Source organism: Persicobacter psychrovividus (genome assembly GCF_036492425.1).
GTDB classification, from domain to species: domain Bacteria; phylum Bacteroidota; class Bacteroidia; order Cytophagales; family Cyclobacteriaceae; genus Persicobacter; species Persicobacter psychrovividus.
Genome location: NZ_AP025293.1, coordinates 643,210 through 658,789, shown reverse-complemented (window position 1 = coordinate 658,789; position 15,580 = coordinate 643,210). Strand labels below are relative to the sequence as shown.

The 15,580-nt window shown below is 42.2% G+C and carries 15 protein-coding genes; 8 read left to right on the top strand and 7 right to left on the bottom strand.

The features are described 5' to 3' along the window. The first annotated feature begins 193 nt into the window (after nucleotides 1–193). Nucleotides 194–1,480: a DEAD/DEAH box helicase gene (locus tag AABK40_RS16010; RefSeq protein WP_338398124.1), complete on the top strand. Its 1,287-nt coding sequence runs from the start codon at nucleotides 194–196 to the stop codon at nucleotides 1,478–1,480. A gap of 307 nt (nucleotides 1,481–1,787) precedes the next feature. Further along, nucleotides 1,788–2,060, top strand: coding sequence for a hypothetical protein (locus AABK40_RS16005; RefSeq protein ID WP_332921606.1), 273 nt, complete (start codon nucleotides 1,788–1,790; stop codon nucleotides 2,058–2,060). Nucleotides 2,061–2,101: 41 nt separating this feature from the next. Here the strand turns inward: AABK40_RS16005 and AABK40_RS16000 are convergent, their stop codons facing one another. The 6 genes from AABK40_RS16000 to AABK40_RS15975 form a co-directional block, all read right to left on the bottom strand. Continuing rightward, nucleotides 2,102–2,665: a pentapeptide repeat-containing protein gene (locus tag AABK40_RS16000; RefSeq protein WP_332921607.1), complete on the bottom strand. Its 564-nt coding sequence runs from the start codon at nucleotides 2,663–2,665 to the stop codon at nucleotides 2,102–2,104. Between the two features lie 316 nt (nucleotides 2,666–2,981). Continuing rightward, nucleotides 2,982–3,440 carry a hypothetical protein gene (locus AABK40_RS15995; protein WP_332921608.1) on the bottom strand — a complete coding sequence of 153 codons (459 nt, stop codon included), beginning with the start codon at nucleotides 3,438–3,440 and terminating at the stop codon, nucleotides 2,982–2,984. 148 nt (nucleotides 3,441–3,588) lie between these two features. Then, on the bottom strand, nucleotides 3,589–4,530 hold the full coding sequence (gene hflC / locus AABK40_RS15990) for a protease modulator HflC (RefSeq protein ID WP_332921609.1): 942 nt from the start codon (nucleotides 4,528–4,530) through the stop codon (nucleotides 3,589–3,591). A 4-nt stretch (nucleotides 4,531–4,534) separates the two neighbouring features. Then, a complete protein-coding gene (hflK, locus tag AABK40_RS15985; protein WP_421953310.1) occupies nucleotides 4,535–5,539 on the bottom strand; it encodes an FtsH protease activity modulator HflK in 1,005 nt (334 codons plus the stop codon). A gap of 739 nt (nucleotides 5,540–6,278) precedes the next feature. Continuing rightward, nucleotides 6,279–6,656 (bottom strand): hypothetical protein, encoded by a 378-nt coding sequence (locus AABK40_RS15980; RefSeq protein ID WP_332921610.1) that lies wholly within the window; start codon nucleotides 6,654–6,656, stop codon nucleotides 6,279–6,281. Between the two features lie 363 nt (nucleotides 6,657–7,019). Continuing rightward, nucleotides 7,020–7,904, bottom strand: a complete 885-nt coding sequence (locus tag AABK40_RS15975) for an aldose 1-epimerase family protein (RefSeq protein WP_338398123.1) — start codon at nucleotides 7,902–7,904, stop codon at nucleotides 7,020–7,022. 152 nt (nucleotides 7,905–8,056) lie between these two features. Between AABK40_RS15975 and AABK40_RS15970 the strand changes: the two genes are divergently transcribed. Beyond that, nucleotides 8,057–8,545: a GNAT family N-acetyltransferase gene (locus AABK40_RS15970; protein WP_338398122.1), complete on the top strand. Its 489-nt coding sequence runs from the start codon at nucleotides 8,057–8,059 to the stop codon at nucleotides 8,543–8,545. Between the two features lies 1 nt (nucleotide 8,546). After that, nucleotides 8,547–9,017 carry a GNAT family N-acetyltransferase gene (locus AABK40_RS15965; protein ID WP_338398121.1) on the top strand — a complete coding sequence of 157 codons (471 nt, stop codon included), beginning with the start codon at nucleotides 8,547–8,549 and terminating at the stop codon, nucleotides 9,015–9,017. A gap of 77 nt (nucleotides 9,018–9,094) precedes the next feature. On the opposite strand, the gene AABK40_RS15960 is transcribed toward AABK40_RS15965, so the two are convergent. Further along, nucleotides 9,095–10,078 (bottom strand): glycosyltransferase, encoded by a 984-nt coding sequence (locus AABK40_RS15960; RefSeq protein WP_338398120.1) that lies wholly within the window; start codon nucleotides 10,076–10,078, stop codon nucleotides 9,095–9,097. A gap of 181 nt (nucleotides 10,079–10,259) precedes the next feature. On the opposite strand from AABK40_RS15960, the gene AABK40_RS15955 reads away from it, so the two are divergent. From AABK40_RS15955 to AABK40_RS15940, 4 genes are all read left to right on the top strand, one after another. Beyond that, nucleotides 10,260–11,474, top strand: coding sequence for an imelysin family protein (locus tag AABK40_RS15955; RefSeq protein ID WP_338398119.1), 1,215 nt, complete (start codon nucleotides 10,260–10,262; stop codon nucleotides 11,472–11,474). Nucleotides 11,475–11,554: 80 nt separating this feature from the next. Continuing rightward, complete coding sequence (locus AABK40_RS15950) at nucleotides 11,555–12,952, top strand: di-heme oxidoreductase family protein (protein ID WP_338398118.1); 1,398 nt, start codon at nucleotides 11,555–11,557, stop codon at nucleotides 12,950–12,952. Further along, complete coding sequence (locus AABK40_RS15945; RefSeq protein WP_338398117.1) at nucleotides 12,952–14,022, top strand: imelysin family protein; 1,071 nt, start codon at nucleotides 12,952–12,954, stop codon at nucleotides 14,020–14,022. The genes AABK40_RS15950 and AABK40_RS15945 overlap by 1 nt, the downstream gene beginning before the upstream one ends. Further along, nucleotides 14,003–15,373, top strand: a complete 1,371-nt coding sequence (locus tag AABK40_RS15940; protein WP_338398116.1) for an HTTM domain-containing protein — start codon at nucleotides 14,003–14,005, stop codon at nucleotides 15,371–15,373. Before AABK40_RS15945 ends, AABK40_RS15940 begins: the two co-directional genes overlap by 20 nt. The last annotated feature ends 207 nt before the right edge of the window (nucleotides 15,374–15,580 follow it).

Sequence of the window (15,580 nt, the reverse complement as noted above, 5' to 3'; positions counted from 1 at the left end):
TTAAGATAGAAATGGCTACTGCAGCCGATTTTTGTAAACTAAATTGGGTCATATTTAATTTTATCAATACAAAGGCCCACAATCGTGAAGTTTTATAGAGTTATTCGGTTCGTTTAGTGGACGGTCTGATATTTGATATTACCTTTGTCAATATTATGAGTTCGGTCAAATGGACCGATTAAATACCCTATACATGAAGTTTGAAAACTATCATATTTCTCCATTGCTTAAGAAAAGCTTGAGCAAAATGGGCTATAAGCGCCCAACGGATATTCAATATAAATCAATCCCACCAATTTTAAGAGGCGAGGATATTTTGGCCATTGCCCAAACGGGTACAGGTAAAACGGCAGCTTTCGCTATCCCAGTAATTAACATGTTACAGGACCGAAAAATCAATGGCCGCCCAGACGGCGTGCGATGCGTCGTGATGGTGCCTACCCGCGAATTGGCCCAGCAGGTGGCTGCTGTATTTACAGAGATTGGTCGCCATACAAGGGTGAAAACTATGTGCCTTTTCGGTGGTGTAGAGCAAGAAGCGCAAGTAGAACAATTAGCCCAGGGGGTGGATGTCGTTGTTGCTACTCCAGGTCGTTTTTTCGATTTGCAGGCACAGCGTCATTTGGATTTAAGAAGGGTGGAAATCCTTGTGTTGGACGAGGCCGATCACATGCTTGATTTAGGATTTATCAAGGATATGCGTGATGTCATCAGCCGAATTCCTAAAAGACGACAGACCCTGTTCTTCTCGGCAACCATCAATGAAAAAATCAAAGACCTGGCCTATGGCTTGGTGAACAAAGCAGTAAGAATTCAGATCTCTCCCAAAGATCCTGTTTCTAAAAATGTGACCCATTCTGTGGCATTTGTCGCAATGGATGATAAACGATTCTTTTTGGAGCGTTTGATCAAAGAGCACGAAGGGGAGAAGATGTTGGTGTTTGTACGTACCAAGGTAAGGGCTGAAAGGGTCATGAAAGCCATGGAACGTGTGGGCATCAAATCAGCGACGCTGCACGGAGGGAAAGACCAGAAAGAGCGCGAAGAAACAATGAAAAGTTACCGCAGCGGGGAACTTAAAATTTTAATCGCTACCGACATTTCTGCCCGTGGTATTGATGTCGCTGGTGTAGAATATGTCGTTAATTATGATTTGCCTGAGCTTTCAGAGAACTACGTTCACCGTGTAGGACGTACGGGACGTGCCAAGGAAAAAGGATATGCCATTTCTTTCTGTGCCCCTGAAGAGGAAGCAACGCTGAAAGAAATAGAGTCTTTCTTGAATAAAGAAATCAAGGTTTTTGATATTGACCCTAAAGATTACTCTACCACCGTTGATTTTTCTGGTCATGATGAAGAGAACTGGCAATCATTAATGAAAATGACCAATCTTGATGATATGACTGGCGACGTATTTGAAAAACCTAAAAAGGCACCTAAAAAGAGCTGGAAGGACAAAAAGAAGAAAAAGAAAAAATAGTGATTTGCTCACCCCATATTTTTAAAGTGTAAGGTTTCCTTACACTTTTTTTGTTTTTAGGCTTCTTAAACCTCCTATTTACGCCCATACATTTAATGAGAAGTAAAAGAAGGATGAATAATTAATTAATTTTTTAGTAATAAAACACCAAATAAATGTACATACTTTATTTGAGCATTATTTTCTCCCCACTAATTATATAATATTTGTTAAGAAATGTTAATTAATTTTATGAATGGTTTTTTTAAGTCAATTTTTTAAATATCTTTAATAATAGAAATTAACCCTATTAACAATTATATCAATCATGGGAAAAAAAGGAGGAAAAATCTCTCTAAAAGAGATCAATCAAAGCTTAGATAACATCGATATCACTTTAACTCAAATCGATGAATTGATTAAAGGTCTAAACATTTCTTATGCCGAAATTGGAACAGAAATGGGGACGACATATCAGACCATCTTGAAAAAGATGAAAGATCCACATTCAATGAAGATCAATGAAATCAGAGAGTTATTAGTCGCTATTGATAAAATCTGTAAAGATAAGATTGCCTACATGCAAGACCTTATTGCTTAATTAAACTAAGCATAAAGAAAGGAGCAAATTGCTCCTTTTTTTTATGGGTTAATTTTTATATCCAAGTGTTGCAGTAAGCCTGAGAGCCCCGATTCGCTGAATACCGCCCCTTTCAGTTGATTATGGCCTGGATCAATCTGGTAGGCGGTAGCCCACTGAAAGTCCGCCTTGCGCAAGTCGCAGTTATGAATCAAGGCACCTGCTAAATGACTGTCCTCGAAATTGCTTTCCCTTAAGTCACAGTCAATTAAAATCGCTTCTTTCAAATTACACGATTTGAATACCGCCCGCTGTAGTGCGAGCCCTTCCAAATGCATCATCATCAGATTACAATTAATAAACTTTACAGATAATAACATTTTACTGATCTCGGGCTGTTTCACGCCCATAAGTTTACAGTTTGTAAAGCTTACTTGCTGCCACTTTACATGACGGAATACTGCAAGGCTTAAATCGCAATCAATAAAATGGACATTAATAAAATTGATGTCGGTGATTTTACAGGACTGAAAATTACACTGTCGGAATTCACAATCCTCAAATGTACTATTCGCTTTTAGAGTGGTTAATCCCGTAAATTTTTCATTCTCAGTGAATGCCTTCATATTATTTTTGACAAGGTGAAAAGATCGTTAAAGGAGGGCTGCAGGGTATATTATGTATATTTGTTAATGAATTTGAGTACAAAAATGTCAATGACATCTTTATATGAATATAGCTATGTAGCTATGGGTAAATGCCCCAGTCAGTGGCGGCAGGTTTTTTGAAAAGTGGTGAATATTTGAAATATATTTTCCTCAAAGTAAACTAATTTATCCGTATTGATATAAGTGGTTCATGCACCCTTGGCAATATTTGTAAGATCAACCTCTAAATAGCGCCTGTCCGCTTATGCGTTTAAGGGATAGAAAATTAGGCTTATTACTTTCTTTTTTTAGTGAAATTATAAATATTATCAAAATCTTTTGAACTAAAGAAAGAGTCAGGGATTGAGAATCCTTGCCATTTATTGAGATTGAACCGAAAATAGCTAATTTGTTTTTTTATTGATTTGAATTCCTGAAGAGGGATTTTCAGTTCGTAGCCATTTTCATTGATATATAAAGCGTCTTCTTTTACTTCCGTTTTCAGTTCAATGGTGCGGAGATTTTTCCAGCTCGTCATCATGGTAACTACGGGTCGGCCAAGGGCATATACCCCAAGAATAAAGAGCATATTGAGCAGCACAAGATCGTATTGCTGAGGGGCAAAGCGCAGTTTCATGGCCATGATCATCAACAGTGGGCCACCAGCAATTCGCAATAATGCCAACAGGCGGCCATGGCCAAAATAGTAATGGAAAAAATGAAGCTTGGTGCGTTGTTTTCGTGTGTAAAGCATGATTTGAGGATTGATTTAGCGTAAAGATAAGCGATTTTATCTTTTGATCAGCGCGTGGGCATTTTCTTCCTGCAAGTCATAAATTAAAGGTGCTAAACACAAAAAGCCTGCAATGTCTGCAGGCTTTTGAACGGTTTACAAAGTTTTGTTAGTAACTTTTCAGGTATTTATAAAGATCACTTTTGGTCGATAAAATAACCGATGTTTGTCCATCAAAGGTATTTTCGAAAGTCTCCATAGATTTCATGAAGCTGTACAAATCCCTCGACTGTGCATTTTTGTTGTAGGCATTGGCGTAAATTGCCGCGGCTTTAGCATCTGCCTGTCCTTTAATCTCCTCCGCTTTACGGAAGGCTTCCGACTGAATTCGCTTCAGCTCCCTTTCTTTCTCCCCATTAATTTTTGAGGCAGCACCCGATCCTTCAGATTTAAACTTGTCAGCAATTCTGAATCGTTCGGATTTCATACGCTCATACACCTGCTTTCTTACATCGCTGATATAATTGATGCGTTTAAAACGGAAATCCAATACCTTGATTCCCAAATCCTGTGCCTGGCGGTTGGAACTTTCTTGAATCATCTGCTGAATTTTTTCCCGCCCCACGCGAATTTTTCGGAGTTTATCTCCTACACCATCGCCAAGGGAATCCGCCACCATGGGCTCTCGGTTGGTGCTTCGGATGGCCTCTTCCAAATCGTGATTGGCAATAAAGTCGCGGGTTTCCCCATCAAGAATATCATCCAGACGAGATTGCGCTCCACGTTCGTTGGTCAATCGCTTGAAGAACTGCAATGGATCTGTGATTTGCCAACGGGCATAGGTATCAACATAAATAAACTTTTTGTCTTTTGTAGGCACCTGATTTGGGTCGCCATCCCACTCCAAATATCGCTTATCGAAATAATTGGTAGTTTGAATAAAAGGGACTTTGAACTGAATACCAGGGCTTGTAATGGCCTGACCAACAGGCTTTCCAAACTGGGTGATGACCACCTGCTCAGTTTCATTTACAATGAACATCGATTGGCTCAAAAGCAGGCCGATCAAGATCAGGAATATAAATATTATGGTATATTTTGCTGTGGACATGGTCTTATTTTTTAGGCGTGGTGGCGTGTTTGTCTAAGCTCATCTGAAGTAACGGAAGCACATTCTGCCCCTGTTCATCAGTAATGATTTTGTTGCCCAGTTTAGGCATCACTTCCTGCATCGTTTCGAGGTAAATCCGCTGCTTAGTGACTTCTGGCGCTTTTACATATTCGTTGTACAAATCTGTAAATCGACGGGCTTCCCCCAAAGCTTTATTGATCCGTTCCGTGGCGTAACCTTCTGCCTTCTGAATGGTCTCTTCCGCTTCCCCTTTGGCTCTCGGAATCACTTTATTATATTCCGACTTGGCCTGGTTAATCAGCGTTTCTTTCTGTTGTTGCGCCTCATTTACTGCGTTAAAAGCCTTTTTTACTGGCTCAGGAGGGTTAACATCCTGAAGTACGACCTGCTCTACTTTTATCCCCAGTTGGTATTCATCACACAACGCCTGCGTTGTAATTTTTAGCTGGCTGGAAATTTCCGAACGTCCGATAGTCAACACCTCGTTTACCGTTCGGTCTCCTACAATTTCGCGCATGGCTGCCTCCGTTAAGTCGCGAAGGGTCGCCTCAGGATTTCGCACTTTGAACAAAAATTTGTAGGCATCGGAAATTCGGTACTGAATTACCCACTCTACATCAGCAAGGTTCAAATCTCCTGTAAGCATCAGGGACTCATCAGCGGTGGTTTGGCTGCGGTCTTCATAATAGGACTGCACGCCTGCTTCTGCCGTGCGGAACCCAAATTCGAGTTTTTGCTGGCGTTCAACAGGTACTTTATACACCGACTCAATGAAGGGGATTTTAAAGTTCAGCCCTGATTCCACAGATTTGGTGTATTTCCCGAAACGGGTAATGACACCGATTTCTTCTGGCCCGATTTGAAAGGTGCTCGAAACCGAAAGAACCACCAGGAGAATGATCGGTAAAATATACCTGCCTTTGCCTCTAAGTTGGTCCATTAACTCATTGCCCTGTCGGGTGAAGTCATTGTAGTCTTCTTGTCTCATAAAAATATGGTGAATTCTAAATTATGCATTGGTACCATCGCAGATCTTCCGTGTGTGCCTCATTTACAAAAAAGATTTGATGCTAATGAATGGCGGAAATAATGAAAAATTTGCTGATCATTCATCATGAAAACGAAGCTTTAGCTTTCTGAAAAATGATTACAGTAAATTATTGATTAATAGGTTAATCTGCTAACGTTCCGAAACAAAGATAGCACATATATAGCCGAAATTATGTGCTAATAATCAGTTTATGTATTGTTATTTATAGTAATGTTAGAAATTTGCTATGATGTAGCAGTTGTATTTATTGATTTTGGAGAAGGAGTAGTGGTAAAAGGTTGAGGTTTTGATCAATGGTAAATCGAGGGGAAGAATCATTGATTCACAAAAATGACTAAACCTGCCGCTTGCGGGGAACTGTAAAATGGTCCTCATTATAGAGGATTTTTTACTACCGAAATTATTCCGTTCAACTGTAAAATAGTGAGGGATTTAAGATAAAAAAATGCCCATTTCAAAACCGATACTGATCGATTGAATTGAAATAGGCACTGTCTGAAAGTGAGGCAGGATGAAAATTATGCACTTCTACTGAACGAAATATTGAGCATCTCCGACCTTCAGCAGTAGTCTAAAATGATGATACACAAAGAAACAGTTGCTGATCTATGCCCATAAAACCCGCGGACACAAAATTGTACTGACCGAAAAAAGGGGGGATATTTATTACGGTAAGTTATCTGAAATGTCGGTGCTTTAAATACTGTGTTTTCTGCGTCCCACTCACATGATCAAGGTTAATTTTTTTATTCTTTTTGCGGATATGCTTGTAGGGCCTTGCTTGATAATAGGCGGTAATGATCAAAGGCTGAACCAAATCCATGACCACCACCAGCCGACTGAGTTTATCGGCGGATTTGTGGTCGAGCTCATGGGGGAGTTCACTTTTCTTGACGGTAAAAAATCGCATATTCTGCCGATGCGAACCATGTCCGTAATCGATAATATGCTGCAAGTCAGAAATGTGGATGTTGCGTTGTATGCACCTGCGCTCGGCATGATGGGTCATGATCAGGTGTGGCAAATGTGGAAGGACTGCTGAAAACTGTTTCATAAATATAAATCGGTTATCTTTTTATAACGATTTTATTTCAGCAGCAACCCCTTGATGTAGTAAATTTTAGACATTCGAATTCAGCCGATTGAGGATGTTATGTTGTCCTAAATCTCAAATTCCTTTGTTTAAGTAAATTCGGTTGTCAAAATTGGATCATTCTTATGTGTGATTGAGGCGCCCTTTAGTGTCGGGAATTTGGGCTGTATTCAAGTGGGTAAAACCAGTTACAAGGAAGTATCTAACGGTGATTAATTCGATCAATAATCGTTTAAAAAAAAGACTGATCAATTGTGATCGAGGCGAAAATTATCGGGCATCGATCACAAATCATCAGTCATTATTTAAGGTTCAAAGGGGAATTTATGGGATTTCAACGGCGTACTGACAGCCGAAAGAATGCCCTTCAGGGAGTCTTTGAATACCCGCTTTGTCGGCAAGCTCTTCATTGCCTGAAGTATAATCTGCAATGCCAAACCAGGGCTCTATACAGATATAATTGGCATGCGCCTTTGGTTTAGTCCAGATGCCCAAATAAGGGAAATTCTTGAAATGGAAGCGCAGAAGGGCTGTTTTTTCTTTAAGATTCACCAGGTCAACATGCGCCGATTGGTAATCTTCAAAAACCAATGCGTCTTCATCAAATTTGTCGAAATTTAGTGTCAAATGGCGTTTTCCCGAAAGGTAACCCATGTCTACGCGGCCATCGAAAAGACCATTTTCAGCAAGCATATGTCGATCAAGTTGCTCTTCCTGCTCGAAACACAGACTATGATCGTTGAAATGTTCTCCCTCATTCAAAGGAACATTAAAACCAGGATGCGCACCAATTGAGAAGAGAATCTCTTTTTGGTCGGTATTGACCACCTGATAGCCAATCACCAATTTCTTCTCTTCCAAAGCATACTGAACACGAAGCTCAAAGGCAAACGGATAAATTTTCAGGCTCTCTTCATCAGCGGTAAGGGTGAACAGCACCTTCTCCGCCGAGGCCGATTTAACATCGAACTGGCGATCACGGGCAAAACCATGTTGCCCCATTTTATAGGTTTTTCCTTCATGGGTATATTGGTCATCTTTCATGCGACCTACAAAGGGGAACAAAATCGGTGCATGGCGCCGCCAGACTTTCGGGTCGGCTTGCCAGATCAATTCTTTTCCAGTGGTTTTATTGATCAGTGAACATAATTCGGCGCCATCGTGCTTGATTTTGGCCTTTAAAAAATCATTTTCAATTACTGTTGTCATACGCTTATATTTTTACAGGACGAAATGTCCCTTGAAGTTCTCTGTCGGAAAAATAGTTAAATTTTTCACTCTTTTAGCTGTCTTATATCAATCTTCTTATATTTGAAGATGATGGTCCGATGGTAGGACCTTGATTTTAACAGTAGCATAAGATGATGATCAATGTGGCTACAGCCGAACAACGAGCGGCGGTAGCAAAGGTAGGCAAGCAAATCTGGGAGCAGCATTACACACCAATTATCGGTGAGGCGCAGGTGGCTTATATGTTGGAGAAGTTTCAGTCGGCGGAAGCAATTGCACAGCAACAGCAAGAAGGCTACGCTTATTTTATGCTGGAGCATGAGGGGCAATTATTGGGATATTTGGCCGTTCAGGTGCGTGAGGAGGTACTTTTTCTCAGTAAATTTTATTTGGTAGACCACGCCCGGGGGAAGGGCTACGGTCGGAAAATGATGACTTTCGTCGAGGATTTTGCACTGGCAAAAGGTTGTGAAATCATCCGTTTGACCGTCAATAAATACAACAGCAAGACGATGGCCGTTTATGAAAAGCTTGGATTTGAACGTAAAAAGGCCATGATTGCTGATATTGGCAGCGGATATATTATGGATGATTTTGTGTATGAAAAAAAGCTGAAATAAGGTGGCGTATAGGATTATTACCATAGACAGTCTTTCTGATCACCTGAAAGCACAAGCCCACGATTTGTGGAACAAGGAGTATCCCAGGCAAATTCAGTGGCAGAAAATTTCAGATTTTAAACAATACCTCAACAGCTTGCTGGCACGAAGGCATCGTGTGATTCTTGATCAAAACGACCTGATGGTAGGCTGGTATTGTGATTTTTTACGTGATGGCCAGCGGTATTTTGCCATGATTATCGATAGTGGGGTGCAGCGGCAAGGATTTGGCAGTCAGCTTTTGAAGCTCGCACAGGCAGAACGCTGTGCGCTTCAGGGTTGGGTGGTTACCACTGATCAATACATCAAAGGCAATGGAAAACCTTACCTGCCTCCTTTAGCTTTTTATCACAAGAATGGCTTCTCCGTTGATTTGGACGATCGACTGGATACGGAAACATTATCAACAGTGAAAATTTCGTGGCAGAGGTAAATGTGGTTTTTTAAAGATTATTTTTTCGCCATTCAGTACCTTTCCAAGGTCATCAATGGCGCATTTAGATCTTCGGTTTATGCTTCCCAGGGAAGGAATTTCTCTTCCTGTACCTTCTTCAATTGTGGAGCCTGGGCATTGAGGGGCTCATGATTTAAAACGCGCTCATAGCATTTTAAATAGCCTTCCGCCATTTTATCAGCATTAAACATTTCTACGGCATACTCATGGCAGGCTTTTCTGCTGAATTGGTCAACATTTTTTACGGCCTCAACAATTTCTGAGGATCGGTGGCTTAGAAAGCCGAATTCTGTGGGTACTAATTCAGGCAGGGAGCCGTATGGAGTCCCAAAAACGGGATTACCATAGTATAAACTTTCCGTGATGGCAAGACCAAAAGGCTCGTGCCATAATACAGGAAAGATCAGTCCTTTAGAGTATCTTAAATAATTGTTTTTTTCATCACCACCCACCATTCCATGGAATTGCGCTTTGGGTGTTGTTGTAAACCTGAATCCCATTTTTAGATTCAGGCGATTGCCTCCGAGGACTTTCAGCTTGGCCTGTGGTACCTGCTTGATAATATTAATGGCCCCTTTTACATTTTTTAGTCGCCATGCCGCCTTGCCAATAAAGTGGAAATAATTTTTAGGGTTGTGCAGTTCTACACTGCCATAATCCGAAAAATCCAAACCATTGTGTACAAAGGTGTCAGCGCCATACCTTTGGGCGTGATTGGCCGAGATAAAGATGGTATTTTGCGCAAAAGGACTTTGGTGGTTTTGATTACCGTGGAAGGTCATCACGTGCGGATGGGGGTAGTCCTTTACCTGAAACTGAAAATGAACCATATCATAACCTTCAGGAATTTGTGCTGTAATCTCTTCCGTTGGGTTAATCTCATGAATTTTGGCAAAAGGGCACGAGGACCCTTGCTTGACCAGGTAACCAACCTCATGCCCCATTTGGCTTAGGCTTTTCCCCAAATACCAAATAACGCGTTCTGTTCCACCATATTTGTTGAAGGGCAAAAAGGAGTTATCGACGATCAGAATTTTCATGAGATAATACTATGATTGGTTTGTGGCTAAAATTAAGGCTTTTGCAAGCAGCCATCGTTATGATTAGATTGATTTCTGTCTTTATTTGTAATTAATCTAAATAAAATTTGACATTCTGATTAAGCTGGTGTTATATTCGATTATTATTTAAAACAAATCTAAATAACATCATTAACCTACCATGTTTACGCTGAAGACTTTTACTCGAAAGGGGGCTTTGTGCCTGATGCTTTCAACGGCAATGCTGACCTTTTCTTGTTCCGATAATGTTGAAATTCCTGCCAATGAAGAATTGGATAAATTACAGTTAACCGTTGTTGAGGATTATGCCAAATTGGTGCACGCCAATTATGACAATGCACTACAGGATGCCCTCGCCTTGCAAACGGCAATTAACACATTTGTGATGGATCCTACACAAGCGCATCTCGATGCAGCGAAGACTGCCTGGTTGGCTTCTCGGGAATCATACGGGCCGTCGGAAGCATTCCGTTTCTATGCTGGGCCAATTGATGATGACAATGGGCCTGAGGGTAATTTAAATGCCTGGCCACTTGATGAGGCCTATATCGACTATGTAGTGGAAGGAGAAACAGTTTACGCCAATGGGATTGTAAATATGCCAGAGGAGTACCCTACTATTACAGCGCAATTATTGACAGATTTGAATGAGGACGGCGGGGAAGAAAATGTTTCCCTGGGGTATCATGCACTGGAGTTTTTACTTTGGGGACAGGATTTAACTGCTCCTGAAGAAAAATTGGCAGGACAGCGTCCACTGACAGATTTTACGACCGATCAATTTGCTTCGAGAAGATTGGATTATTTGAAAGTAACCACGGAGATTTTAATCGCTGACCTCCAGGGCTTGGTGGCTGACTGGTCGCCTACAAGTGGCGGTAATTATTACGCCAGCTTTGTGAGTGAATTGCCTGCTACTTCGCTTAAAAATATCTTTACTGGGATTGGTATCCTGGCTAAAGCTGAGTTGGCTGGGGAGCGAATTTTCACCGCCTATGATAATAAAAACCAGGAAGATGAGCATTCTTGCTTCAGTGATAATACCCACCGCGACATTATTCTGAATGCGGAAGGCCTGAGCAATGTATTCTATGGAAAATACAAAGGGACGGATGGTAAAGAAATCAGCGGAAAAGGGATTTATGATTTACTGAAAATAACAGATCCTGCTTTGGCAGAACAGGTGAGTACGCAGGTAACCACCGCTTTGGAAAAAGTAAATGCGATGCCTGTACCATTTGATTTCGCAATTTCCGATGAGGCTTCCCGCCCGAAAGTTCTTGAAGCGGTTGTGGAACTTCAGCAGCTTGGCGATGAGTTTGCTGCTGCCGCAAGTGCACTTGACATCACGATCAATACGGCATTGCCTGAATAACAATAAATGAACATATAATAGACCATTTGGGGAAAGGTGAAAACCTTTCCCATTTTCTATATCAACCTACTTTTGAATTCATGACAACTTCCAAACGGTTCCTTTGGGTCTTGGCCTGCGTCTTTATGTTTTCCTGCAATCATCTTTCTGAAGTGCAATTTCAGGCCGAAGAAGGGGAAGAACTTTCTGCGGGGCAGGGGACAATCTTTGATACCTCAGAGAATGCCTTTTCTTTACAAATACCCACGCTTTCCAATGAGGAAGGCTTGTTGTTTTTTGTGGGGAATTCTCTATTTAATCAAAATTGGGTGACCGCCCCCGCCTCTACCACCGCCCGCGATGGGCTGGGTCCGCTGTTTAATGCGCGTTCCTGCAGTGGTTGTCATTTTAAGGATGGGCGCGGTCGTGCCCCTGAGTTTCATGGGGAATTAAATGCTGGGCACCTGATCCGATTGTCAATACCAGACCCTTTTAATCCTTCAAGAACATTACCAGATCCTCATTATGGCGGGCAGTTACAAGACCAGGCGATCAACGGTTTTGGCGTGCCTGTGGAAGGGGGCTACGAAGTGGACTATTTAATGATGGAAGGGAAATTTGCCGATGGTTCGTCCTATGAGCTTCGGAAGCCCATGATCTCTTTTGTCAACCTGAAATATGGTCCGATGGATGCCAAAGTAATGACTTCCCCACGGGTGGCTCCTCAAATGGTAGGACTTGGATTTCTTGAAGCCATTCCCGAAGCAGATCTTTTGGCTTTGGCAGACCCCGAGGACCGTGATAATGATGGCATTTCTGGGCGACCAAATTACATTCTTCAGCAAGATGGACAGAAGGCCATTGGCCGTTTCGGTTGGAAAGCCAATCAGCAGGATTTAGAACATCAGGTGGCAGGCGCTTTTTTGGGAGATATGGGAATTACCTCTGATTTAAAGCCATCACAAAATTGGCCTTTTGGAATTGACACCGAAAATATCCCCAATGGGGGAGAGCCTGAGATTGATGCCGATGACCTTCAAAAGGTGGTTTTATATTCCGCAACACTTGCGGTTCCTGCTCGAAGAAACTGGCAGGATCCTGAGGTGCTGAAGGGGAAACAAATTTTTATGGATGCAGGTTGTGCGGGTTGTCATATCCCAAAATTTAAAACGGGCACACACCCTACCATCGATGGGCTTTCTCATCAGGTTATCCGCCCATTTACCGATTTACTTTTGCATGATATGGGGGAGGGGTTGGCCGACGGTCGCCCCGATCACGAAGCCAATGGGCAGGAATGGCGAACGCCGCCCCTTTGGGGAATTGGCTTGTTTGCAGCGGTGAACGATCATACCTTTTACCTGCATGATGGTCGAGCAAGAAACCTTTCAGAGGCGATCCTTTGGCATGGGGGAGAAGCGGAAGAATCCAAAAATCAGTTTGTTGCCATGTCCTCTGATGACCGTCAGTCTTTACTTCAATTCTTAAATTCTTTATAATGATGCATCATATAAAATGGATTACCCTGTGCTGCTTGTTTTTGGGCTTGTCAGCTTGTGGTGATACGGCAGAACGACCTTCCTTTGACCGATCAGCAATGCTTGATCAGTTGGCAGAAAATCATATCCGAAGGCATCTTGAATTATATCAGGCGGCAGTTTTGCAGTTCGATCAGCGTGTGCAGTCATTGATAGTGACTCCTACCGAGGAGCAGTATTTGGCTGTTCAGGAAGAATGGAAGACGCTCAACCGTGCATGGCAGGCAATAAATATTTTTGATATTGGCCCTATTGCAAGTCAGTTTTTACAACACCCTTTGCATCGGCCGCCTTTTGATCAGGAGCTGATGGATCAGTTTTTGGCTTCTGAGGATATTTTAGATCAGGAATTTGTTAATAAGAAAATGGGGAGCTCAACCACAGGGATGATGGCGCTGGAGTACCTTATTTTTACTGCTGATCAGGATCCGTCGATCTTGGAAAAGAAACATCAGCTTACAGGTTTGCTGAGCGCGAAACTTAAAGCTGACAGTCAGACGTTTGATGCGGCATGGCAAAGCTATCTTCCAACTTTTAAAACTGCTGCGGGCTATGGAATTAACAGTTCCCTGAATCAGATGGTGAATGCACAGATTTCCAATATGGAGTTTCTCATCACCGCAATGGTGGGCAACCCATTGGGGAAATCAAATGGCGGAGTGGCCAATGCTGAAGCTGCTTATGAGCGCTATGCCCATGATGATTTAATGGCTTTGAAAAGTGCACTTTTGGCGCATCAGTCATTATTTGATTTTTCAGCAACAGAAGGGAACGGGCTGAACAGTTACCTGATATTTTTGAATGCTATTGCGGACAATCAGCCTTTGGGGCAGGTGATTGACGGACAGTTTAACTTGGTTATTCAGCATATTGATGGGCTCGAGCAACCATTACACTTGGCGATTGAGCAATCTCCTGAAGCGGTTGAATCATTATATCAGGAAATGAAAGTCTTATTGATTTTGCTGAAAGTTGACCTGACACACCATTTAAGTATTACCAGTACATTTGATGATAACGATGGTGATTAAGGCGTTGAAAAATGGGTGGCAACAGCAGTGGGCAACCATCAATGTTTTTCCATTGGTGGTTTTCCGAATTATTTTTGGCCTGCTGATGGCTTTTGCACTTTTGCGCATGGAATATTTCGGTTGGATTGATGCCCATTTGATCAACCCTGAATTTCATTTTTCTTATTGGGGATTTGAATGGGTTCAGCCTTTGGGCTATTGGGGGACTCATGGTTTGGTGGCAATGGGCGTACTTGCCGCCCTGGGCATCGCATCGGGATTTCAGTATCGGTTAAGCGCAATATTGTTTTTCGTCAGTTGGACTTATCTGTCATTGATTGATAAAACATGGTACCTGAACCATTATTATTTTGTCAGTTTGGTCAGCTTTATATTGATGCTGATTTCGCCTCATCATTTTTGTTCCCTTGATGTTTATTTCAGACGGGTTCAGCCTGATCATCTCGTACAGTCGTGGCAGGTGAATAGCCTTCGGCTGATGCTTGGGATGGTGTATTTTTTTGCTGGCGTAGCTAAAATTAAAGGAGACTGGCTTTGGGAGGCACAACCGCTGAAAATTTGGTTGCAAGCACGTACCGACCTGCCTGTAATTGGTGGGGCTTTTGACTGGTTTTGGGTGCCTTATTTTTTTTGCTGGGCAGGCATGTTTTATGATCTATTGATTCCTTTTGGTCTCAGCAATCGCAAGAGCCGACCGTTTGCTTATGTGGCGGTGGTGGTTTTTCATGTCATGACGTGGTTACTGTTTAATATTGGTGTTTTCCCGTGGGTGATGATCGCCTCGACACTGATTTTTTTTACTGCTGAAGATTGGGCCGCATGGTCAAATATTTGTCGTTTCATTCCTAAAAACAGCCAAGCTCAGCCATTGAAAGGAAGGCAACAGTGGATGGTAGCAATTTTACTGCCTTTTTTTGCCCTGCAAATATTCCTTCCTTTAAGGCATTTTTTGACGAGCGGAAATGTACTTTGGACGGAGCAGGGGTATCGGTATGCGTGGCATGTGATGCTGATGGAGAAGAATGGGCATTGTACTTTTATAGTTAAGGACGAGGAGACCGATGCCCGCTGGGAGGTGTTGCCCCGCCAGTATTTATTGCCTGCACAGGAGCAACAGATGGCTTTTCAGCCTGATATGATTTTGGAATTTGCGCATTTTCTTGGGGAAGTGTATCGAAAGAAGGGCGTCAGGGAGCCTGTTGTTACCGTGGAAGCATATGCTTCGCTGAATGGGCGGCGTTCGAGGCTGTTGATTGATCCACAGGTGAACTTGATGGAGACGAAGGATTTGTTGTGGGGTAATGACTGGATTTTGCCGCTGGAATCTGCGGCATTGGTGGCGAAAAGGTAATTTTTGGGCAAAAAAAAGCTCGGGAACCACTCCGAGCTTCATACTAATACCAAACTATAACCTTATACCACTATGATATACTTTAATGCTATTTTTAATCAGGGACATCGAAGGTAAAAAAGAAGGGAGCTTAACCGTGCGGTTGAGCTCCCTTTCTACCCAACATCAACCTATGCTATACAATAATCAAATCATGTGCCAACTCTT

Excerpts from the sequence above, each read along its gene's own strand:
- AABK40_RS16000 (WP_332921607.1), bottom strand. The coding sequence starts at position 2,665 with ATGAAGGCATTCACTGAGAATGAAAAATTTACGGGATTAACCACTCTA.
- AABK40_RS15955 (WP_338398119.1), top strand. The coding sequence starts at position 10,260 with ATGTTTACGCTGAAGACTTTTACTCGAAAGGGGGCTTTGTGCCTGATG.
- AABK40_RS15950 (WP_338398118.1), top strand. The coding sequence starts at position 11,555 with ATGACAACTTCCAAACGGTTCCTTTGGGTCTTGGCCTGCGTCTTTATG.
- AABK40_RS16005 (WP_332921606.1), top strand. The coding sequence starts at position 1,788 with ATGGGAAAAAAAGGAGGAAAAATCTCTCTAAAAGAGATCAATCAAAGC.
- AABK40_RS15980 (WP_332921610.1), bottom strand. The coding sequence starts at position 6,656 with ATGAAACAGTTTTCAGCAGTCCTTCCACATTTGCCACACCTGATCATG.
- hflK (WP_421953310.1), bottom strand. The coding sequence starts at position 5,539 with ATGAGACAAGAAGACTACAATGACTTCACCCGACAGGGCAATGAGTTA.
- AABK40_RS15975 (WP_338398123.1), bottom strand. The coding sequence starts at position 7,904 with ATGACAACAGTAATTGAAAATGATTTTTTAAAGGCCAAAATCAAGCAC.
- AABK40_RS15940 (WP_338398116.1), top strand. The coding sequence starts at position 14,003 with ATGATAACGATGGTGATTAAGGCGTTGAAAAATGGGTGGCAACAGCAG.
- hflC (WP_332921609.1), bottom strand. The coding sequence starts at position 4,530 with ATGTCCACAGCAAAATATACCATAATATTTATATTCCTGATCTTGATC.
- AABK40_RS15995 (WP_332921608.1), bottom strand. The coding sequence starts at position 3,440 with ATGCTTTACACACGAAAACAACGCACCAAGCTTCATTTTTTCCATTAC.
- AABK40_RS16010 (WP_338398124.1), top strand. The coding sequence starts at position 194 with ATGAAGTTTGAAAACTATCATATTTCTCCATTGCTTAAGAAAAGCTTG.
- AABK40_RS15945 (WP_338398117.1), top strand. The coding sequence starts at position 12,952 with ATGATGCATCATATAAAATGGATTACCCTGTGCTGCTTGTTTTTGGGC.
- AABK40_RS15970 (WP_338398122.1), top strand. The coding sequence starts at position 8,057 with ATGATGATCAATGTGGCTACAGCCGAACAACGAGCGGCGGTAGCAAAG.
- AABK40_RS15960 (WP_338398120.1), bottom strand. The coding sequence starts at position 10,078 with ATGAAAATTCTGATCGTCGATAACTCCTTTTTGCCCTTCAACAAATAT.